Consider the following 21,951-nt stretch of genomic DNA (forward strand, 5'->3'; position numbering starts at 1 on the left):
ATCCGATACTGCAAGACAAGCCCAGGATGTACTCTGCAGGTCGAAATTCCTTGATACTGACGTTACAAAAAGAATTCATTCAAGATTTATCAGGCAAAAGCGACTTTCCATTTTTTGATTTCAAAATAAAATTTTACTTGTCTATTATCCGGATTTTTTACATCTTCACAGACATGGATTCAAACTTGTCTGGTTTTTTCAAGCTTTGCTCCATTTTCAATTTCGAATTTGAATTATACACTTCAAAATTTCAGATTGTAGTTTATTGAATAATTTAATCCCTTAAATATCATTTCCAATTAATAAATTTGAAAAATCATCCTTTTCATGGCCCCTGATATTACCAATTTCGATTCACTAATTCTGGAAGTTCGATCAAAGGAGCGGACAGACGGGAATTATTATCCATATTCAAAAATTCTTTTGCAAACAAATAAAACAAGGAACGAAAAGAACATGGAATCCTTTTTAGCCATGAGTAAACTCGGTCGGGAATTGATCTTCTCCGGGCAAATTTCCAATTATCGTCTCAGACTTGAGATTCGAAAGGAAGTTTTCATCGTTTCACCAGTACCGGGACGAAATACGATAATAAAAGAAGGAACCGAAATCCGCAAAGATTGTACACTTGAACAATACCATTCAGAATTGTTTAATAAACTGACACAGAGAGAAAAACAACTCTTGTGTTTTATTTACAGAGGTTATCAGCAAAGTCACATCGCATTTATTTATGGCATCACGCTGGAAACATTCAAGTCACACCGAAAGAATATTTACAAAAAAATGAAGTTTCACAACCGATTGGATCTTTACAACTGGTGTGAAAATTTTCTTCCGGATCATCTTGAAGATGTTCGGAAATTATCTGTTCAATAAATAAATTTCTGAATTAATTTTTTCAATTGTAGAAATCAATTTCCATCTGTATTCTCTTGCCGGATTTCCCGGTACAGAAATTTTTTTCTGAATCTCCCGATCATTTTCTTCCTGGGCAATTTCATTACATTTACAAACCTACATGCAGGACGATTTTCCTATAAACGCAGTGATTCCGTCTGTCAGGCGGGCCTTATCCACCGGCAATACTGTCATCCTTCAGGCACCTCCCGGAGCCGGAAAAAGCACCGTCCTGCCACTGGCATTGCTGGATTTACCCGTTCTAAGCGGAAAAAAAATCCTGATGCTTGAGCCCCGGCGTCTGGCAGCTCGCGCGGTGAGCTGGAGATTGGCGGAACAGCTGAGCGAGATTCCAGGACAAACATCAGGTTACAGAATTCGCTTTGAATCCAAAGTGGGTAAAAACACACGAATTGAAGTTGTCACCGAAGGCATCCTGACCAGAATGTTGCAACAGGATAATTCGCTGGAAGATTATGGTCTGATCATCTTTGATGAATTTCATGAACGTAGTCTACATGCGGATTTATCTCTGGCGCTGTGTCGCGAGGCTCAGGAAATCCTTCGCCCGGACCTGAGGATATTGGTGATGTCAGCAACCCTGGATGGAGCTATGATTTCGGATATACTTGGCAGCGCTCCGGTCATAACCAGTGAAGGCCGGCAATTCCCGATTGAATACACGTATTTTGATTTTGACGATTCGCAAACTATCGCGCAGAATACTTCGAGAGTAATTTTAAAAGCGGTAAAAGAAGAAGAGGGTGACATCCTCGCTTTTCTTCCAGGGAGTGGGGATATTCGTCGTTGCCAGGAAATCATCGAACAGACTTCGATTCCAATTGCTATTCATGCGCTCTATGGTGATTTGCCTCACGAAGCACAATTGGCCGCATTACTTCCTGATCCATCAGGTCGACGAAAAATTGTATTGTCAACATCAATCGCTGAAACCAGTCTGACTATTGAAGGAATTAAAATTGTTGTGGACTCCGGATATTCAAGAGTTCCTAAATTTAATATTCGCAGCGGCCTCACTCATCTGGAAACAATTCGTGTGACTCAGGATACGGCTGATCAGCGGGCAGGAAGAGCGGGGCGATTGGGGCCGGGTATCTGCTATCGACTATGGCCAGAACGAACGCACCAGCATCTGATCCCACACCGGAAACCTGAAATACTGGAAGCAGAATTATCACAATTGGTACTCGAACTTGCTAACTGGGGACACCTGGATACATCGCGATTATCATGGATCACTCCTCCACCCTCCGCATCCTTGTCACAGGCAATTCAATTGCTGGAAGAACTGGATGCTTTGAAAGAAGGAAAAATTACCCGACAGGGAAAGCAATTGCTTGAATTTCCTACTCATCCCCGCATCGCCCACCTTCTCTTGTATGGGAAAGAGCATGATGTTTCTGCAATAGCAGCTGATGTTGCCGCAATTCTTGAGGAAAGAGATCCAATGGGAAGGGAGGTTGGAGCTGATATCAATTTACGATTGGATGCATTGAGACACTGGAGAAATAAAGAGAAAACAAATGCAGACAGAAATCTTCTTGAGAGAATAGAACGTGTTTCAAAACAGTGGAGAACTCAGTTGAATGTCAAACCCAATTCATTAGCTATTTCGCACGAAACAGCAGGCCGCTTAATTGCAGCTGCATATCCCGAAAGAATCGCGAAACAGGATGGAGAACAGGGAAGATACAGAATGGCCAACGGAAAGGTGGCAAGACTTCAGCCACATGATCCCTTACTCCATGAGGAATGGATTGCTGTTGCCCAATTGGATGCTGGATCAAGGGAAGGAAAAATATTCCTTGCAGCACCGTTCGACCCAACGGAATTAATTGCATCCGGCAGCGGAAGTGAAACTATTTCCTGGGACGACAGGAATGGAATGATTGTCGCTCGCAAAGAGTGGAGGGCCGGAAATCTGTTGATCACCTCCAGGCCTTTGCCAAATCCGGACGAAGAGAAAATTGTCAACGTTCTTTGCGAACTCATCCGAAAAGAGGGTATTCAGCTTTTTGATCTAAACGACAAAGTTGAACAATTAATATCACGTGTTTCTTCGCTAAAATTATGGCATCCTGAAATTGACTTGCCTGATCTTCGAAATGAAAGTCTGGTTGCATCACCTGAAAAATGGGCAGCTCCATTTCTTCAGAAAATACGAAAGAAAGAAGACTTTAAAAAACTCAATCTTTTTGAAATTCTTTCTTCCCTTATCCCTTATACGGAGCAACAACTTTTAGACAAACTTGTCCCGGAAAAAATTCCGGTTCCAAGTGGTTCTCTCGTTCCTCTTATCTATCAGGCTGACGGCTCTTCTCCGATTCTGGCAGTTCGCTTGCAGGAAGTTTTTGGATTGGCAGACACCCCCGCCATCAACAATGGAAAAACACCCGTCCTTCTTCACCTTTTGTCGCCCGGATACCGTCCTGTTCAGGTTACTTCTGACCTGAGAAGTTTTTGGAAAAATATTTATCCCGAGGTACGAAAAGAACTTCGTGTTCGTTATCAAAAACATTCATGGCCGGAAGATCCCTGGTCAGCGGAGCCAGTTCGAGGTGCTAAAAAAAGAAATCCAAAATTGTAAGAAAGCATCAACTCTTCCATTTTTTCAAGATCCTTTTGTAAGGATTCCTGCTCTTTTCTCCAATCAAAAAATCCTGCCTGATCGTATTGAACTATAGGGATTTTACACGAATGTCCATTCTCCCCCGTAAATCCCCTTTGATATCTAATACGTTTAAAAACAGTAGATTATGTTTATCGGACCAGAACAAAAAAGCAAAGCTGACAGGCTGGAAAATGTGCATTGCCAATTTTTTTCAAAGGCGATTTTTTCCTTGTTTGTTTTTGTAATCTGTAATGTATGGCAACCATTGCATGCACAAAGTATTGTGCAAGGGGGGCTTTGGACAGGTGCAATGGGCGTACGTCAAACAGTTGAACAGTTGATGTCAACTGAAAATCCTGATCAGGTCATCCGCTTAAAGAAAATGCGGGAACATGAAACTGAGATTCGAAAACAGGATAATCCGGAATCACCACTCGTTTCCTCTTATTCATCTATCAATCAATCTCAGGAAAGAAATGGTGTTGGTAATGGTAACAGCATCACCGCCACACAAACAATTGGAACGAGTTTTCTTGCCGCAGCATCCAATGTTTCCGGCTACATACCACCGGATTGTAATGGAGCGGTAGGCCCGACACAAATTCTGACTGTAGCGAATGGTCGTATCCGTGTGTACAGTAAATCAGGTGTACTCGGCGGATTGAATATGACCATGGATGCATTCTTCAGCACTGTGCGAAACGCTTCAACGGTTAGTGATCCACATGTGCGTTATGACCGATTGTCTCAACGCTGGTTCGTTGTCGCAATCAATGTGGCCAGTACAAACAACAGAGTGGTCATTGCTGTGAGTGATGGTCCTACAATTACAGGTTCATCCTCATTTACATTCTTCTATTTTCAATTTAATCTGGTTGCTCCGGCGGGAGACAATGGCAAGTTTCTGGATTACCCAACTTTCGGGTTAGATAAGAATGCCCTGTACATAGGCGGAGTGCGTTTTAATCCATCTACTTTCGATGGCTGCCCCGTTTTCGTAGTGAATAAAAATTCAGTTTTAGGCGCCGGGCCGATTGCCGCAACAGCATTCCGTACTGCCGGAGGAATAGCTTCCGGAATTTATGTTCCCCAGGGAGTAGATAACGATGATCCGGCTGCAACTGAAGGTTATTTTATCGGAACAGATGCCGGTGTTTATGGAAAAATAAATATTATCAGAGTGAATACTCCCGGAGGCACTCCAACGCTTACGAACCTCACTGCAATTACTATCCCTGCCAATAATGCTCCCGTACGACAGCTGCATCAAGGTGCAGCAGCAAACAGGAGACTGGATGGGTTGGACGATCGTTTATTCGCGGCGCATGTGATGAAAAATAAAATCACCGGAGTCACAACGCTTGTCACATCCCACAATTCAAAAGTCAACAGTAGCGGTGTCGCCTCAGGTACCATGGACAGGAACGCTTCACGATGGTATCAAATCGGAAGTTTGAATACTGCAACACCTGTATTGTTACAATCCGGAACTTTATTCGACAATGCCGCATCAAATCCACGGGGTTTCTGGAACAGTTCAATTGCTGTTAGTGGCCAGGGACACATGGTTCTTGGCAGCAGTACGGCCGGTGCTGCCGCTCGTGCAGATGTAGCCATTGCCGGCCGATATTCTTCGGATGTCGCAGGCACTTTACAAACCTATCAACTTGCGACAGCAAGCAGTACAGCATATAATGTACAGGCTGTCGATGGACAACGTTGGGGTGATTACTCTCAAACGGTAGTGGATCCTAACGATAACATGACCATGTGGACTTTCCAGGAATATTGTGACGCGACAAATTCCTGGGGAATGCGTGTAGTGCAACTTATAGCTCCTGCGCCTCCTCCAACAGCTTCACTCACTCCTCTTCCTGTCGTAGGAAATGCCTCTGCGATAGCTCTCTCAGTCACGGCAACTTCAACACCTAATAACACAGGATTCTTTGATCCGGGCGCGGATGCAAGTGGTCCCGGATTTTTAAATCATCTGACCGCAAGCGCAACAGGAGGAATTGTAGTGAATAGTGTCACGTTCACAAGTCCCACACAGATTTCCATCGATATTAATACAACCGGAGTACCCTGGGGAACATATACGATCACCATCACGAATCCGGATGGACAAATAACAACTATTCCAATCACTATCGGATCACCTTTGCCGATAGAATTATTATCATTCACTGCCCATCCCGTTGAAAAAGGTTGCGGATTGGAATGGGTAACAGCTACGGAAACTAACAATGATTATTTCACCCTGGAACGAAGTCATGATGGTATGAATTTCGAAGAAGCCGTCCGTGTAAAAGGAGCAGGAAATTCAACACAAACAATAACGTACAGGTATACTGATGAACATGCGTTTTCAGGTGTTTCCTACTACAGGTTAAAACAAACAGATTACGACGGTCATTTTGAATACTCGGAACTGGTCCCTTTTCAATCCGGTAAAAACAATTTTGAAGTCGCGAATATCGTTTCGGACTCCAAAGAACAATCACTTCGTATTTACATAAATAATGGAAGGGATGAAATTGTTACTTATCAGCTGAACGACGCAAACGGTAAAATAATCTATAGCGGATCACATGCGTCGAGCAAAGGAATGAGTTTATTGCAACTGGATGGAAGCGCCCTCAATTCCGGGATTTATTACATCACTGTCAGCAATAGTCAAAACGCGATCACCCGAAAGATATATTTTTAAAAGCGGCTATTATCAATTATTCACAACAACAAGTCGGAGGATTTGTTGTACACGTTCTGAATTCTTTACTTTCAAAAAGTAAATCCCGTCAGGCAGCTGATCCACGGGAATAATCAGGTGTTGCTGCTTCTGAATTTTTTGTACAGGTAAAGAAAAAACACTGACTCCGTCAATACTGAATAGCTCGATAGAAATATTGGTTTCTGAACCAGAGAGAAATTCAATTTCAGCTCTCCCTTTTACAGGATTGGATACCAATTTTAGAGATTGATTATTTTCTGCTTTGTCCACATTGGTTGTGTTGGGAGACAAAACCCAATTCACAATCAACGGATCCAAAGGGTTCACCGCAGAAGGATAGTATGCGATCCAATGGCCGGCTTCATCAATCAGGTATTTATTAAAATTCCATGCTACAGGCGCATCAGCAATACCATTGCGGGAAGCATTTTGTAACCACTTATAAACTTCAGCAGTGTCAGGCGCGGCAATAGATATGCGTGACATCATTTGAAAACTGATGTTATAGTTTCCGGTACAAAACGTATCAATTGAACCATTTGTGCCGGGCTCTTGTCCACCGAAATCATTACACGGGAAACCAATAATTTCGAAAGTCGGACCACCATATTGTTGGTATAACGCTTCGAGGTCGGCATACTGTGGAGTAAAGCCGCAATAGGATGCTGTATTCACCACCAATAATTTTTTACCGGCAAAATCGGATAATGAAATTGAATCCCCGCGGATGGTTACGGCATTGAAATCATGGAAGGTTTCGTTCGTTTGAGCAAATGCTGATTGAACGAGAAGTGCAAAACAAAAAAGCAGAATTTTTTTCATGGCAAATCGTGTCTGACGAATTTATTAAAAAGCAGTCAAATGAAAGCAGAAGCTGGGTTCAGTCCATACACTTGTGTGTTTTTTACAAGAGAATCATTGGAATACGTAAGCAACTCCACCCTGGTAAAAAGCAAAAGCCGGATATGGGGGTCCGGCCTTTACGCACTAGGGGGAAATTAATCAACAAACAATCAACTTAATTCAACTTAATTCAACTTATAATTGATGCCGAATAAAATTCCGGCACCCTTATACTTTTGTTCAAAACCCGAATCAGAGGAGAACACCGATTGCAAATTTCCTTTCACCTGAGGTCTTAGGACAATATTCAACCGTGGAAGAATGGCATAATAAACATCAAGACTAAGGCGACCATTCACGATCATCGCATTCGTGGCTCCGGCAGACTGAATAGTTTCAACACCTTCCATATTCTGCTTCAGATAATTTCCTTTTTTAGAAACCAGCCATGCCGGCGAAATGCCTGCAGAAGCACCAAGTCCCAATTTCCCAAATGAATGCTTATAGCTTAATTCAACAGGAACTTCAACATACCAATACCGGTTAATGCCATTCGCGGCGACAATGCTTGCATCGTATTTCTCTCCATACAGAGTATCTACAATTGTGATGTAATTACTGTCCATCCTTTGAACAGTATTTTGGAGAAAATACTGGTTACCGGAAAAATAAGCTGTATCAGTATCGACGGCAGAATACAAATAGGTTTGCCAGTTGCCTCGCTGCTGAATTTCTTCCTGCCAGCTCCGGGGAGAATAATCCGCTTTTTCACCCCAAGTTGAATATTCAACACCAATTGAAAATGAAAATGATTTGATAGCAGCGGCCAGTGAAGCGCCCATCGAAGGAAGAACAATGTTTTTTTCTTCTTCGTTTCTTCTGTTCATCCATTTCACCGGAGCATTGTGGATGTCTTTCCACAAATAATGCGCACCACCATAAATGTTCGCCGACCATTCCACATGTGTGGATGATTTTGGTTCAGGGAGAATGGATCCCTGATTGGATACAATCATTAAACTGGTAGCATTTGTTACCAAAGGTTTACCGGCAAGTGGTACAATCAATGCAAGAGGAGAAGTTTTTGCCTGTTCCTGAAAAGTCATCATGTTTCCGGGATCCTGACCCAGCAATGAAGTTTTTGAGTTTTCAGATACGGAAATATCGGTTGTGATTTCTTGGGGCTCACCGGCATTGAACTTACTTTCTGTTGAATGAATGACTGGCTGTGCCTTCAGTTCAGAGGAAACAAGAGTAACCGGACCTTCTTCTGACTGCAATTTCGATTTTTGTTGAACCGGAGATTCGTGATTTTTTACTGAATTAGATCCATTGCTATTTGTTTGAGAAAAATTATTTGAAGAAGGAGATGAAGAATGATTAGCTGTTTTTGAATCTTCGGAAGTACCGGAAGTCTGAACTCTTGGTGCGACGTCGACATCAGACGTAATTTCTGTTTGTGTTCGGGAGGAAACGGTAGGTTGAGCGGATTCTGTGGATGTTGATTTTTCAACAGTCTGTGAAGTATTGTTGTTCCTGCTCAAGAACCATGTGCCGAGAATAAGAATTCCGGCAATGGAAAGTGATGTCATCCAAAAAACGAATCGCTTTGTTCTGAAATGACGATCAAGCTCCTGCTTTGCTCCGGGCCAGGAATCCTCCGGGCCGAACATGTTTTCATCATGCTCCTCTTTCATTGGAATATGGTATTATCGATGAACTGATTTTTTTTCTTTTCATTCTCCAGCAGTTCTCTCAGTCTTTTTTTTGCCCTGTGCAAATGTGCCTTTGATGTTCCTGTCGAAATTTTTAGCATCTCCGCGATCTCATCATGACCGTAACCGTCGACAACAAACAAGTTAAATACAGCCCGGTTCATTTCTGACAACTGCCCGATCGCATCACGAATTTGTTCCAGTTGTTCCGCTTCAAGATGGGGCTGTGTTGATGGATGAAGCTCTTCGCTTTCATGAATGTCACGGAGGTCTATTTGCTCCCGGAATTTTTTATTTTTCCTGAATTCATCCACAACATGGTTAATCGCAATTTTTCGCATCCACAATTCGAAAGGTACTGTGTCCTGTTTCTTGATGTAGCTGCGCATGTTTCGGATCATTTTCACATAGACCTGGTTCAGGGCCGATTGCATGTCTTCCTTATTCACATAATACCGTCTGCATACCGACATCAGAAAACTAAAACAAACTGTATAAAGTTCGTAATGCGCTTTCCTGTCATCTGTACAGCAACGTTCCAATAATTCGGGAGACGGCTTCATGGAGAAAGGGAAAAGGATGAGGGACTTCTCCCTCATCCTGATGTGAAAATCGTCGGTTTGCTTTATTGCTTGATGATCTGGCGATAGCTCTTGTAACCGGCCTCGGTTGTTACTTCAAGGAGGTAAATTCCGGCTTCCCACATGTTCGCGGAAAGTTTCGCGATTCCTTTTGTGAGATTGCCGTGGCTCACTTCAGCACCCTGAACTGTAAAGATGCGGTAACTTATATTTCCGGTAACAGTTGCCGGTAAAGCAATGGTCAATTCTTCAAGCACAGGGTTCGGGTAAGCAACGAATGGAGTAGATTCAGGTGATTCGGATACTCCTGTAAGCTGAGCCGGAGAAAGTACATTCACCGTAAATCCATTCATGCCACGGAAGATGTTACCAAGAGAATCTACTGAAAGTGTATCGCAATAAGTACTGGTACAACCACTGTTGTCAGATACTGTCAGACATACATTGTAGGTTCCGAAAGAATTGTAGAAATGTGACGGGTATGGTAAGTTCGAAGTGGTACCATCGCCAAAGTCCCATGCAAAATTCAGATTCAGTCCATTACTCAGATTCACAATGGCAACCTGATACGGTGCGAGTTGAAGCGAAACAAAATACGCCTGACAAGCACCCGGTGTAGAAATCGCGGTGTCTACAACAATTGTTGAACAGAATTGATCCGTGCAGGAATTGTCGGCAATATCAAGACATACATTGTATGTTCCCGGAGCAGCATAGACATGTTGAGGGAATCGGCTGGATGAAGATGTACCATCTCCAAATGACCATGTGTAGGACGTTGAAGGACTTGTTCCAACAGAAAGATCAATGAAATAGCCGGTCAGTCCGAGTGCAGTGGTCACAAAATTAGCATTGCAGGTAGGGAATACATTGCCAACTGTAATGTCCATGCAGGAAATACAAAGCGTAGTCAATGGCAATGTATCTACTTCATACAAACAGATATGATATATTCCGGGCTGAGCATACACATGCTGGATCGGAGAACCTGTTCCCACTGAACCATCGCCAAAATCCCATGAAGCTATGTTGCCTGCACCGACGTTCGCTGTTAAAGTAAGTGCATTTGGATTTGCCGGATCAGGAATCGCTGTGAATGAACAAGAAGGAACAAAATTGATTGAAAGAACCTGGCAGGTATAACACAGTGTAACACCGGTAGACTGATTGATCTCAGTTACACATACATTATAAACTCCCGGTAAAGGATAAATATGTGATGTACTTGCACCCATTCCTGCACTGCCATCGCCGAAGTCCCAGTTGACAAGGCTATTGGAAGAGTTGGTATTGAAATTAAAATACGCAAGGTTCGACTGCAGAGAATCCACTATTGCACTGAAAGAACACGTTGCTCCTCCTGTTACCGGAATCACCTGGCAATACGTGCAAAGTACCGTTCCGAAAGCGTCTACTTCATTCATACAAACGGTATATGCGCCGGGAGTAACATAAGTGTGTGAAGGGTTAGTACCGGATCCGGCAGAGCCGTCCCCAAATGACCATGTTATAAGACTTGCCGGAGATCCCGGATTGGCAATGAAATTAATCATACCCTGATTCATCGGATCAGGTGTATATAAGAATGTACAGTTGTTTCCGATTGCTCCGGTAACAGAAATTTGATTGCAATATTGACAAACGATATTGTTCGCGGAATCTCTTTCGGTCATACAAACATTGTAGACTCCTGCAGTTAAGTAAACATGAACAGCATTGTTACCGAAACCGGTAGTGTTATCTCCAAAATCCCATTCAATGCTTGATGATGCGTTACCCGGTACTGCGCTGAAGGTTAAATTGAATGCATTTACCGAATCAATCGAATATGTATAGGCGCAACTGCCGTTTCCGCTTACGGTCACTACATCACAATAGGAACAAATTGGATTTCCGGTTGAATTCAATTCTGACATACAAACTGTGTATGTTCCGGGAAGTGAATATGTATGCCAAACAGGATTACCGGCCGCTACAGTTCCATCTCCAAAATCCCAGGTAACTGCAGATCCCGGATAAGCCGGGAGTCCGTTAAATTGAACAGAGAGTGATGTTCCGGGAGTCGCGGTCCAAAAACAGTTATTTGTATTTGGAATGATATTGACGAAAGAGCAATAAGAACAAGTGGTTCCTAAAAAATCAACTGTTGTCAGACAAACCTGATACATTCCCGCTTGAGCATAAGTATGTGTATTGGAAGGTCCGCCCGTACCTATGATACCATCTCCGTAATCCCAGCTGTATGAAACCGCACTGGATGCTGAAGCCAAAAATGTAACAAGGTTCGGTTGCCCCGGGGAATTTGCAGTGGAGGTGAAACTGCAAGGACTGGAAGTCGGATTAATCGTAATCTGCAAACAATAACTGCAGAGCAAGGTTCCCGTTGCAGAATCATTTTCTGAAACACAAACGGTGAACAATCCAGTGGAACCATAAGTGTGCGTCACTGTTGAACCTGTTGCAGTTGGACTACCATCACCAAAATCCCAGGTTGAAATATTAGATCCTTGTGTGTTTGTTACAAATGTCACCTGGTTCGTGGTTGAATCCACTACATATGAAATTAGACAAGAACTATTGTTCATCACAACAGTGGTGCATGAACTGCAAACAATCCCACTTGAATCAGAAACATATAAACAAGCATTAAACGGTCCGGTACCATTGTATATATGAAGGGGTGCCGGATCAGTAGAAGTTGTTCCATCCCCAAAATCCCACAAAAGAGTAAACTGAGGCATTGGAAATGTAGTGTAAGGGTTAAACTGCGTTGCAGTTGCTCCCGGCACTTGCGTATAAAAGAAATTACAGTTTTGAGATTTCGAGCCTAATGCAAAAAAGGCAAAGAAGAGAAGAAGTAATACTTTTTTCATGGAGTCCTGGTTTTGGTCTTTCTTAGTAACACGTCGCTTATGCCTGTTTGGTTTACAGCGAAGGGAATTTCTTTATATAATTTTGTGCCCCCGTTTAATATCAATTACTAAAAACACGAGCTTTATATTGTCATTTACTATTAGTGGAAATGATTTCAAAAATATGATAATTAATAATTACTTCAACCTTTCAAATCCTTGTCAATCAGGCAAAGCTGAGTACCTCTCATGAGAGCAAAAGGGAAGGTTAAATTATCCTAAATGTTAAAATAATATCCGAATTCGTCAGTTAATTCTGCTATCATGGAAAAAAACTCACTTTTTGACCGCATCAATGAATGGATCAAAAGATCCATTACCCTCAAATTATTATCGATCGGGGTTCTGATATTGATCCTGCTGATTCCGACTTCGATGCTGACTTCTCTTATCCGGGAACGGCAGGATGTGAGAAATGAGGCGATTCAGGAAGTGAGTTCTAAATGGGGAAACCGGCAAACACTGGGCGGACCTGTTTTAAGCATTCCTTACCTGGTAGATGTAAAGGATGAAAAGGGAACTATAGTACGTGAAAAACGGTATGCTCATTTTCTGCCCGATGAACTGAGTGTTTCCGGAGATGTGAATCCCGAACAACGTCATCGGGGAATTTATGTAGTGGTTTTATACAATACCCAATTGGAAGTAAAGGGAAAGTTTGGAATTCCGGACATCAAAGCTGCCGGACTGACTGAAGCCAATTGCTTGCTTGATGAAGCTTTTATTTCCGTTGGTATTTCAGACTTAAGAGGTATAAATGATGACATTGTTTGTCGCCTCAACGATTCAACTTTCACTTTTGGTCCGGGCATTCCTACCCACGATTTATTTTCATCCGGACTTAGTTTCCATTATCCTCTCTCCTCTTTGAAAGCATTTGATTTTGATTTCAAGGTAAACCTGAATGGCAGCTCAGGGCTTTCATTTCTGCCATTTGGTAAAGTGACAACTGTTGCGATTAATTCCAATTGGGGCAATCCGAGTTTTGAAGGGTCTTTCCTTCCGGATACTCATTCTGTACGTAACAATGGATTTAATGCGCAGTGGAAAGTGCTTCAACTCAACAGAAATTATCCTCAGCAGGGAACAGGGAATTTCATCGGCAATTTATCCGAAATGCAGGATGATAACTATACAATTTCAGGACAAAATGATTCCGGTTCTTTTGGTGTGCGATTACTCTTGCCCGTTGACGAATACCTGAAAACAATGCGGTCTGTTAAATACTGCCTCATGTTTGTGATCATCACTTTCCTGACCTTCTTCTTCGTAGAAGTCATCAACAAACGAAGGATTCATCCGATACAATATTTACTGGTAGGGTTTGCAGTGTGTCTATTCTATGTTTTATTGCTGTCGATTTCGGAACACTTGTCTTTCAACCTGGCCTACCTCCTCTCCTGTTTGCTGATTCTTTCCCTAATCACCTTCTACGCAAAACATATTTTCAAAAACAACAAACTCACAGGAATTTTTTCCGTCCTGCTCATGTTGTTGTACGGATTTTTCTTTTCACTCCTGCAGCTGGAAGATTACGCTTTGTTACTGGGAAGTATCGGATTGTTCATCATCCTTGCGACCATCATGATTCTCACAAGAAGTGTAAATTGGTACAGGGACCAGGATTGAAAAGCAATTGTTTTACCGGTGAAATAAGGGGTAAGTGACCCCGGATGGATTCCTGAAAAAACCCATGTATCGTAAAATTGTTGGTTGTTGCGGACGAATTATCCAAGCAAAACCAGTACGTTAAACAGCACCAGTAAAAAAATGGCTATACCGATAACTGTACGTACAAATTCTGACCCCCCCGAATTGTTCATTGAATCGCAGTATTAATTGTGTATTTCTAATTCCTTTCCTCAAACTTAAAAGGATGGTACAAATTACACAGAATTTGCATTATCCAAATGATATCCATCCCGGATTCAAAGAAAAATAGGTGAACCCTTTAATTTTGTCGGCAAAAAAACCGGTTCAATTTGTACTTCCCTTCCATGGATCTACTCTCCGGCTCCTTTTTTCATTTCCATTTGTTTCAGGATTTTGTTCACCTCTTGTTCGGTAGCCCGCAATCTTGACTGACAGAATTGAATAAGTTCTGATGCACGTTTGACTTTTTCTGCTAAGGCATCCACACTCACTGATTCTTCTTCTATTTCCGAAGCAATTTTCCTGAGCTCACTGTATGCCGACTCATATGTTAAAGGGGTCTCCATTCGGTTTTGATTTTTTGGTTACTGTGGAAAGCATTTCTGCATCCGCCATGGTCACTGTAATTTCACTCCCCGGATGAATTGTGCCGGCGTCTTTCACTATTCTCCCTTCAGATTTAACGATAGCAAATCCGCGTTGCAAGATACTGGATGGACTTAATATGCGGATCAGTGAAACATAATGTTCTATTTCATTTGCCTGTTGTTCTAAAAACCGACCAGTGAAACTTTGCAATCGTTCACTCATGTGTGTCAGGTCGTTTTTGCAGTTAGAGGCAATCATCCAGGGGCGGGTGCTAAAACGATTCAGTTCCTGATCCAGGTCCCTGTGTTTTGAATACAAAATATTTTTGGTCTCGTCTACAACCGTTTGCCTGTATAAATGCAATTGCTCTTTGTGTACAGAGAGAAGATTTTTTGCCCGATCACTGAGTTTTGAATTCAACGCGCTCACCATTTGCTGACGAGCAGCTATCAATTGCTGTGATTTAAAAATGATTCTCTGTCTGAAATCCAGAATTCCTTCTTCAAACCTGCGGTTGTGGGAGATGATAAATTCTGCCGACTTGGTAGGGGTTTTCGTATTGGTATGCGCCATGAGGTCAACAATACTCACATCTTTATGATGCCCGAGACCTGTGATGACAGGAATCGGAAATTTGGCAACAGCTCTGCTAAGATTGTAAGTATCAAAAACAAGGAAATCAGTTTTTGCGCCACCTCCCCGAATCAGCACAACCGCGTCATAGGCTTTTTGGGTATTAAATATAGAAATCAGTGTTTGTATTAATTCTCTTTCCGCTTCAGCACCCTGAACCGAGCTGTAAAAATTATCTACATCAAATGTATAGCCGTGCTGATTGTTCCTGAGTGTATGAATAAAATCTGTGTATCCTTCAGAGTTGGGAGATGCAATCAGCGCGATGTGCTGTATCGCTGAATGAAATGAAAGTTCTTTGTTAAGAGTAAGATATTCTCCATCTTCCAATCGAATAAAATCCGGATTTTCCTGAACAAGCCTGAGCAGTGTTTGTCTTCTTTGCTTTTCCAGATTGCCAAGTGTAAAAGACGGATCGATATCGTGCAAAATCAACTGCAAACCGAAGATGATGTGATAATCCAGTTTTACCTTTGCAAGAATCTGAAGGCCATTGGTAAAAGTCTGCCCGGTTTCAGTCTCAAAAAGCCTGATCGCCTGTGCACCCTGAGTCCATGCGATCCCTTTCAGCTTGGCCGTTTCAATAGAAGAACCTTCCAGCTTTTCGACAAATTCGAAATAATGACGATCCTGGTTGGGATAAAACTTATGTCCTGAAATTTCGGCAACTACCCAAAAAAATTCTTCACCAAAATTCTGCTTTATCGCCTGAGAGACCTTTCGGGATAGGTCTGATAATTTCAGCGGTATAATTTCAGGCATCGGCAAAAGCATGCTGGTGCAATTCCTTTAAAATTCAGGTTGCTCTACGAACGCGTATTTTTCCTCAAGTACCTTTCGAATCGCGTCTGCAAGAATGTTGATAGAAGATGATTCCATCTTTTTCCCTGTGATCTTTTCGATTTCATATTTAGAAATACGGATGGGCTCAAGCAAACGGCGATTGTTCGGTAGTAAATGCGCGATGTCACGAAGTGTGTCATAATAGGCGCGTTGAGCAACCCTTCCACCTAAAAATAAAAAGCCGGCCTTACGGGCAACGAATCCCATTTCCTTAACGCCTTCGTCCACCAGCAGTTTTTGAAATGCAGCGAATGATTCTGGCAGTTGCTCGAGAGTCAGGCGAACGCGATGTTTGGGAAGTACTGACTGGTTGAAATAATCCAGATTATCGCAAAGTTCAAGATAGTCTTTGATGTAAACAGATTGAACATGTCCTTGCAACAATTTCAAAGTCTCTTTTCTTGCAGGAGTAAAATGTTGTTCCTCGTCGAATTCAACAATGCGCGTCCCCAACACAGGATGTTTGTAAACAAATCCATCCAGTCTTGCTACAAGCGTCCCCTTTCCTGCATCGCCATCTTTCATCAATACACTATTGATCTGTTTCATCATTTCACTCAATGCGGGAGTGAGGTCTGCGAATTCAATTTGACGTGGAAGTGTGAGGAATCCTGCCTGCAAATGTTTGCCCAGTGATTTTGCATACAATTCTTCTTTGCCAATCACCTGTCGCAATGCCTGGAAAAAGCGCCCTTCATCGTTGCTGTCTTCCAATTCATCATCATCACGTACCGGCATAGGTGGTGGAGGTACCGTTGCCGTAGTTTCCACCTTTTCAATTTTCTCTATTTTCTTTCCTTTCGCATCAAATAATCCGGCTGAAATCAATACTGCGACAGCAGGAGAAAATACACGACCGGAAATGAATTTTCCCGCGATTTTTGTGTCAATAGCTTCATTCTGTCTGTAGAGTTCATACAATTCACGAAGACTGATTCTTTCCTGGTTACCTGAACTTTCTCTGTCAAGCAACATATATTCTCCCGAAATCCGGATGTTCCTGTAACTGCCTCCACCCCCTTTTGTCTCCGCACGACGAATGGTCGCGAGACGTTGCTTGAACTGGTCGTAACTAATCATACTTGATTTTGGTGTCTGAATTAAAGCTGAACTGTTAAAATCCTGGCGATCCGTCGTGAAGATCATCCTACCGTACCCTTGTTGTACAGGCAGGCTTCCGCAATAGAATGCTTCTTCAAATTACGGTATTTTTTATGGAATGACAAGCCAAATTCTACGTTATTGAAATAACACATTTAGCAGAGAAACCCACAGGTTACAGAAATAATATTAAAAAATTCTCCGGCAAGGCTTTGCCTAATTTGTTTCTATCCTCCAGATTATCTCCAATTTCCCGGGCTATATTGAAACTGGAAACACAATAAAATTTGCAAAATGAATAAAAAAACCTAGATTGCTTCTTGTAAGCTTGGTCAAAAGGGGGCGGCTAAGATCTTGCATCCGAGTAAATTTGTAACCAAACCTTACAGTTCCCGTAATAAGATTTCAAAATCCTAAATCATGCTCAGCAAAGAATCACTTCTTAAATTCTTCATCGCGGCAGTTGCCTTCTCCTGGATTCTCGGTCTTGCGATAAGATAAAAAACAGTACATCATATTTTCAAAGGCAAAGCGGCTCAGGGGTGGGCCGCTTTTTTATTGCCTTCAATTGAACAGGCGTTATCACAACTCGCGTTGTTTAAATTAAGAACCGGTGCTATGTGAAAAACTCAAAACAGAATTGAATTCCGGGAGTTCTTGCAATTTAATTTTTAGGTACATTTGGCCCTCCAACGAATCTGAAGAACCGAATGACTGCAATTCTGCGACATACAACCAATATTTTTCCAAAAACCAATTCACGAATCCGGCTCTTTGTACTATTTGGCTTTTTAAGTCTGCTTTCATACCAATCCCTTGCACAAGTGACCTGGAGAGAAAGGACCCGTTGGACCTGGACCGCCAAGTATGGGGTTCTTGCCAATAATCCGGATTATGAAGCACAAATGTGGCTTAAGGATAATATTTTCGGGAATGGAGGCTGGTTTGTTAAACCCTATTATTCTGCGATGCCGGAAGTCGCTGTAAATTTTGACGCGATCAGAATGAGAGGTGCCGTTCTGGGATTACAGTTGGCAGGCAGTTATATGGAATCTGAGTTGAATGCTAAATCTGAGAGCACAAAATTTAGACTTGGTATCACTCCTACTCAAATGCTGAGAGGCACACTCATGCTTTCCTTTAATGGTACTGATCCATACACCATGTTCCAGATGCCCTATCATAGTCAGAATGAAGCGGTCCTCGGAGTAACATTGATGGGTATGCGATCAGAAGATGTAGCCGTTACAGAAATGGCAAAAGACAGTATTGGAATCAGTGAAATTAAGGGAGGAATAGCAAAAGCCGCCGGAATTTATTTCGGCTTAAACTGGCGCATTGGTGAATCCGGATGGGTATTTGGTGTCAGTGCCAGCCTGATGTGGCATTACGACAGAAATCACTGGATCAATATCAAAACCGATGAATCCTCCGCTTATACACCGGGTTATATCGACATGGCTCCCCGCTTTGCACAAGCAGGATTTGGTTATCACTTCTGATTAACAGTTATTCTTCCCGGTTCGAATGATCTCTCGCCCATCGGCGTTTGGCTTCCCTTTTTTTATCCTTCACCGTCTTTTCCCTGAACCTTCCATCGTAAAAGCCTTCTTGCATAGCCAACTTGCGTTGCAATCGTAAAGCAACAAGATTAGCTTCTGTTTTTTTCTTCTTCGACATCTTTGTGCAAATTATAAAAGCCTCAAATCAAATTCCTGTCAGGTATGACCGGGCGCTGAATAATTTCTTTTTTTTATTTGCCTGACTGCACTTTTGTGCCCTTGTATCTCACGATAATATAAAGATAAATAATACGGGAATATCTGAAAATAACAGGAGCGATCATTACCGCCGATACAGCACCTATGCTAAGTAATCGCATCATGTGGTCACCAATCTCCCGGAACACCAGGTAATAAAGCAGGCCAATACCAACAAGAAACGCTACCATTAAGCCATAACTGACGTAAGCGGCACCAAAGTAAAATCCGGGCTCATGACGAAAATTCTCACCACACACAGAACATTTCTCATGCATATCCCCCATTTGGCTCAGGTGGTATGGATTTGTGTTTTTAAAAATTTCCCCTTTCCGGCAAGCCGGGCACTTCATGGAACCAATCGCTAGGATTACGTTAGGGGCGGCGGGGGTTTGTGTTGTGTCTGACATCCGGGTTTTACAATTCAGGAAGGCAAATTTACGATCCTGTACACACAAGTAAGTGATATTTGTTGGATTCGTTCCCTATAACCTTCATCTCAACAGCGTTTAATTTGGCCTTAAAAGCAAAAGAATTGCGGAAAACCGCTCCGGATGCGGCTTCCAGACCTATGTCCATTGAAAAACAGGGAGGAATATAAGATTCGAATAAAAATTACCTACCCGGAAAAATCATCGATTTAACATTTTTTTTATGATAAAAATCTTTGTGTGTTATTAAAGAAAACCATTAAATTTAGCTATTCAATAACTGGTAATCCATTTTTTATGAGCCCAGGCGCTGAACCACCTTTGCTGAATAATTAAAAAGCAATTCCTTACGGCGATTATTTTATCCTGCTTTTTTCATTGCACATTTTCATTTCCGGATATTTCACAGACCGCCATTCTTCTGTATTCATAATTTATTGCAATTATAATTTCTAACATTAAAACATACGCATATGAAAGTTTATGATGATAAGCACATTAAAAATGTAGTTCTGGTCGGGGCTTCGAAATCCGGCAAGACCACCCTCGCGGAAGCCATGCTCTTCGAAGCCGGACTCATCAATCGTCGTGGTACCGTCGAAGAAAAAAATACGGTCTCGGATTACCACGAAGTAGAACACGAACGCAACAGTTCAGTGTATGCGACTACGATGCATACCGAGTGGAAAGATTATAAAATCAACATCATTGACACTCCCGGACTTGATGATTTCATTGGTGAAGTGATCAGCGCTCTGCGCGTTGCTGATACCGCTGTAATGATGCTGAACGCGGAAAACGGAGTTGAAGTTGGCACCGAACTGATCTGGAATTATGTGGAGAAGTTTCAGAAGCCTATTCTCTTTGCAGTGAACCATGTTGATCATGCAAAAGCGGATTTCGATCTGACCCTTGAACAAGCGCGTGCTCGTTTCGGAAACGCGATTACCGTCATGCAATATCCGTTGACTCAGGGAGAAAGTTTTGATTCCATCATCGATCTTTTAACGATGAAGATGTATAAATTTCCGCCAACCGGTGGCAAGCCACAAAAGCTGGATATCCCCGCGGAGGAAATAGAAAAAGCTAACCGATTACACAATATTCTCGTTGAAAAAGCCGCTGAGAACGACGAGAAACTCATGGAATTGTTTTTTGAAAAAGGAACTCTTGATGAGGATCAATTAAAACAAGGTTTGAAAATGGGAATGTTACACCACGATGTGTATCCTGTATTCTGCCTGAGCGCGAAGAAAGACATGGGAAGCGGTCGTTTGATGGGATTCATTGACAATGTCGCTCCTTCAGCAACAGAACTTTTCCCTGAAAAAACTGAAGATGGAAAAGACCTTCCCTGTGATCCAAAAGGGCCTCCTGTAATTTTTGTTTTCAAAACTTTGATCGAACCGCATCTGGGAAAATTATCTTTCTTTAAAGTAATGTCAGGTGAAGTAAGCACAGGAATGGATCTGGTCAATGTAAACACCGGTCATTCCGAAAGACTGAACCAGCTATTCATCATGGATGGCAAAAACAGAAATCCTATCACTAAACTGACTGCCGGAGATATCGGAACCACACTTAAATTAAAAGATACATTTACCAATCATACTTTGTGTGCAGCGGGAAAGAATATCATCATTGATCCGATTCATTTCCCTGAACCACGACTGCGTGTTTCTATTCTTGCAAAAAACAAAACCGACGATGAAAAGCTTGGTGGTGTTCTTGCAGAAATCCATCAGGAAGATCCAACGGTAACAATTGAATATTCCCGTGAATTACGTCAGGTCATCTTAGGCGGTCAAGGAGAATTGCATTTGAATGTAGTGAAATGGAGAATTGAAAAGATCTATCATCTCGAAGTTGAATTTGGTAAACCAAGAATCCCTTATCGTGAGACGATCCAGAAACACGCGATGGCCTCTTACCGACACAAAAAGCAAAGTGGTGGCGCCGGACAATTTGGTGAGGTGTATATGAAAATCGAACCTTTCCATGATGGAATGCCAGAGCCAACAGAACACCATGTTCGCGAAAAAGAAATCATCGAACTTCCCTGGGGTGGTAAACTGGTTTTCTACAATTGTATTGTGGGTGGAGTTATCGACCAGCGTTTTATTCCTTCTATCCAAAAGGGTGTCATGGAAAAAATGCACGAAGGACCGCTTACAGGCTCCTATGTGCGCGATATTCGTGTGATTGTCTATGACGGAAAAATGCATCCTGTTGATTCCAATGACATTTCTTTCAAGATCGCCGGAATGATGGCATTCAAAGAAGCATTCCATCAGGCCGATCCTAAAATTCTGGAACCAATTTATGATGTGGAAATTCTGGTGCCCGAAGAACTCATGGGCGATGTGGTAACGGATCTTCAAACCCGTCGCTCCATCATCATGGGCATGGACTCCAAAGGCAAATACCAGGTGATCAAAGCCCGTACACCATTATCCGAACTTGATAAATATTCCACTTCCCTGCGATCCATAACACAAGGTCGTGGAAGTTATACCGGACATTTCGCGGAATACGCTCCCGTTCCCGGAGATATTCAGCGCAAACTTGCCGACGAATACAAGGTGACGGAAGTGCATTAAGTGTGAAGAGTAAAGGAAGAAGGGTGAA

At 42.3% G+C, this 21,951-nt stretch carries 15 protein-coding genes; 6 read left to right on the plus strand and 9 right to left on the minus strand.

Annotation, left to right across the window (positions count from 1 at the left end):
• Window positions 1–327: 327 nt before the first annotated feature.
• The 3 genes from IPP86_07855 to IPP86_07865 all read left to right on the plus strand — a co-directional run bounded on the left by IPP86_07855 (window position 328) and on the right by IPP86_07865 (window position 6,242).
• Window positions 328–879 (plus strand): helix-turn-helix transcriptional regulator, encoded by a 552-nt coding sequence (locus tag IPP86_07855; GenBank protein ID MBL0138428.1) that lies wholly within the window; start codon window positions 328–330, stop codon window positions 877–879.
• 142 nt (window positions 880–1,021) lie between these two features.
• On the plus strand, window positions 1,022–3,508 hold the full coding sequence (hrpB, locus tag IPP86_07860; GenBank protein MBL0138429.1) for an ATP-dependent helicase HrpB: 2,487 nt from the start codon (window positions 1,022–1,024) through the stop codon (window positions 3,506–3,508).
• Between the two features lie 169 nt (window positions 3,509–3,677).
• Entirely contained in the window at window positions 3,678–6,242 is a 2,565-nt protein-coding gene (locus tag IPP86_07865; GenBank protein ID MBL0138430.1) for a T9SS type A sorting domain-containing protein, read from the plus strand.
• Window positions 6,243–6,254: 12 nt separating this feature from the next.
• Here IPP86_07865 and IPP86_07870 read toward each other — a convergent pair whose 3' ends face one another.
• The 4 genes from IPP86_07870 to IPP86_07885 all read right to left on the minus strand — a co-directional run bounded on the left by IPP86_07870 (window position 6,255) and on the right by IPP86_07885 (window position 12,275).
• A complete protein-coding gene (locus tag IPP86_07870; GenBank protein MBL0138431.1) occupies window positions 6,255–7,085 on the minus strand; it encodes a T9SS type A sorting domain-containing protein in 831 nt (276 codons plus the stop codon).
• 206 nt (window positions 7,086–7,291) lie between these two features.
• Window positions 7,292–8,803: a hypothetical protein gene (locus IPP86_07875; GenBank protein MBL0138432.1), complete on the minus strand. Its 1,512-nt coding sequence runs from the start codon at window positions 8,801–8,803 to the stop codon at window positions 7,292–7,294.
• The gene (locus tag IPP86_07880) at window positions 8,800–9,420 is read right to left on the minus strand and encodes a sigma-70 family RNA polymerase sigma factor (protein MBL0138433.1); all 621 of its coding nucleotides are present in this window, start codon (window positions 9,418–9,420) and stop codon (window positions 8,800–8,802) included. The genes IPP86_07875 and IPP86_07880 overlap by 4 nt, the downstream gene beginning before the upstream one ends.
• 26 nt (window positions 9,421–9,446) lie before the next feature.
• A complete protein-coding gene (locus IPP86_07885) occupies window positions 9,447–12,275 on the minus strand; it encodes a PKD domain-containing protein (protein MBL0138434.1) in 2,829 nt (942 codons plus the stop codon).
• Between the two features lie 303 nt (window positions 12,276–12,578).
• Between IPP86_07885 and creD the strand changes: the two genes are divergently transcribed.
• The gene (gene creD / locus IPP86_07890) at window positions 12,579–13,943 is read left to right on the plus strand and encodes a cell envelope integrity protein CreD (GenBank protein MBL0138435.1); all 1,365 of its coding nucleotides are present in this window, start codon (window positions 12,579–12,581) and stop codon (window positions 13,941–13,943) included.
• Between the two features lie 374 nt (window positions 13,944–14,317).
• Here the strand turns inward: creD and xseB are convergent, their stop codons facing one another.
• The 3 genes from xseB to IPP86_07905 are packed head-to-tail and all read right to left on the minus strand — an operon-like array spanning window position 14,318 to window position 17,177.
• The gene (xseB, locus tag IPP86_07895) at window positions 14,318–14,533 is read right to left on the minus strand and encodes an exodeoxyribonuclease VII small subunit (GenBank protein ID MBL0138436.1); all 216 of its coding nucleotides are present in this window, start codon (window positions 14,531–14,533) and stop codon (window positions 14,318–14,320) included.
• The gene (gene xseA, locus IPP86_07900) at window positions 14,511–15,962 is read right to left on the minus strand and encodes an exodeoxyribonuclease VII large subunit (protein ID MBL0138437.1); all 1,452 of its coding nucleotides are present in this window, start codon (window positions 15,960–15,962) and stop codon (window positions 14,511–14,513) included. The genes xseB and xseA overlap by 23 nt, the downstream gene beginning before the upstream one ends.
• Before the next feature lie 15 nt (window positions 15,963–15,977).
• Complete coding sequence (locus IPP86_07905) at window positions 15,978–17,177, minus strand: hypothetical protein (protein MBL0138438.1); 1,200 nt, start codon at window positions 17,175–17,177, stop codon at window positions 15,978–15,980.
• Window positions 17,178–17,842: 665 nt separating this feature from the next.
• Between IPP86_07905 and IPP86_07910 the strand changes: the two genes are divergently transcribed.
• Complete coding sequence (locus tag IPP86_07910) at window positions 17,843–18,634, plus strand: hypothetical protein (protein ID MBL0138439.1); 792 nt, start codon at window positions 17,843–17,845, stop codon at window positions 18,632–18,634.
• Window positions 18,635–18,641: 7 nt separating this feature from the next.
• Here the strand turns inward: IPP86_07910 and IPP86_07915 are convergent, their stop codons facing one another.
• Together IPP86_07915 and IPP86_07920 are read right to left on the minus strand one after the other, a co-directional pair.
• Window positions 18,642–18,812 (minus strand): hypothetical protein, encoded by a 171-nt coding sequence (locus IPP86_07915; GenBank protein MBL0138440.1) that lies wholly within the window; start codon window positions 18,810–18,812, stop codon window positions 18,642–18,644.
• A gap of 73 nt (window positions 18,813–18,885) precedes the next feature.
• Entirely contained in the window at window positions 18,886–19,170 is a 285-nt protein-coding gene (locus IPP86_07920) for a DUF983 domain-containing protein (GenBank protein MBL0138441.1), read from the minus strand.
• 626 nt (window positions 19,171–19,796) lie between these two features.
• On the opposite strand from IPP86_07920, the gene IPP86_07925 reads away from it, so the two are divergent.
• Entirely contained in the window at window positions 19,797–21,923 is a 2,127-nt protein-coding gene (locus tag IPP86_07925; protein ID MBL0138442.1) for an elongation factor G, read from the plus strand.
• The last annotated feature ends 28 nt before the right edge of the window (window positions 21,924–21,951 follow it).

The sequence above is a fragment of the Bacteroidota bacterium genome (assembly GCA_016720935.1).
Classification (GTDB): domain Bacteria; phylum Bacteroidota; class Bacteroidia; order AKYH767-A; family 2013-40CM-41-45; genus JADKJP01.

Coding starts and splice junctions, on each gene's coding strand:
- IPP86_07855 (MBL0138428.1), top strand. CDS start 328: ATGGCCCCTGATATTACCAATTTCGATTCACTAATTCTGGAAGTTCGA.
- hrpB (MBL0138429.1), top strand. CDS start 1,022: ATGCAGGACGATTTTCCTATAAACGCAGTGATTCCGTCTGTCAGGCGG.
- IPP86_07865 (MBL0138430.1), top strand. CDS start 3,678: ATGTTTATCGGACCAGAACAAAAAAGCAAAGCTGACAGGCTGGAAAAT.
- IPP86_07870 (MBL0138431.1), bottom strand. CDS start 7,085: ATGAAAAAAATTCTGCTTTTTTGTTTTGCACTTCTCGTTCAATCAGCA.
- IPP86_07875 (MBL0138432.1), bottom strand. CDS start 8,803: ATGAAAGAGGAGCATGATGAAAACATGTTCGGCCCGGAGGATTCCTGG.
- IPP86_07880 (MBL0138433.1), bottom strand. CDS start 9,420: ATGAGGGAGAAGTCCCTCATCCTTTTCCCTTTCTCCATGAAGCCGTCT.
- IPP86_07885 (MBL0138434.1), bottom strand. CDS start 12,275: ATGAAAAAAGTATTACTTCTTCTCTTCTTTGCCTTTTTTGCATTAGGC.
- creD (MBL0138435.1), top strand. CDS start 12,579: ATGGAAAAAAACTCACTTTTTGACCGCATCAATGAATGGATCAAAAGA.
- xseB (MBL0138436.1), bottom strand. CDS start 14,533: ATGGAGACCCCTTTAACATATGAGTCGGCATACAGTGAGCTCAGGAAA.
- xseA (MBL0138437.1), bottom strand. CDS start 15,962: ATGCTTTTGCCGATGCCTGAAATTATACCGCTGAAATTATCAGACCTA.
- IPP86_07905 (MBL0138438.1), bottom strand. CDS start 17,177: ATGATCTTCACGACGGATCGCCAGGATTTTAACAGTTCAGCTTTAATT.
- IPP86_07910 (MBL0138439.1), top strand. CDS start 17,843: ATGACTGCAATTCTGCGACATACAACCAATATTTTTCCAAAAACCAAT.
- IPP86_07915 (MBL0138440.1), bottom strand. CDS start 18,812: ATGTCGAAGAAGAAAAAAACAGAAGCTAATCTTGTTGCTTTACGATTG.
- IPP86_07920 (MBL0138441.1), bottom strand. CDS start 19,170: ATGCATGAGAAATGTTCTGTGTGTGGTGAGAATTTTCGTCATGAGCCC.
- IPP86_07925 (MBL0138442.1), top strand. CDS start 19,797: ATGAAAGTTTATGATGATAAGCACATTAAAAATGTAGTTCTGGTCGGG.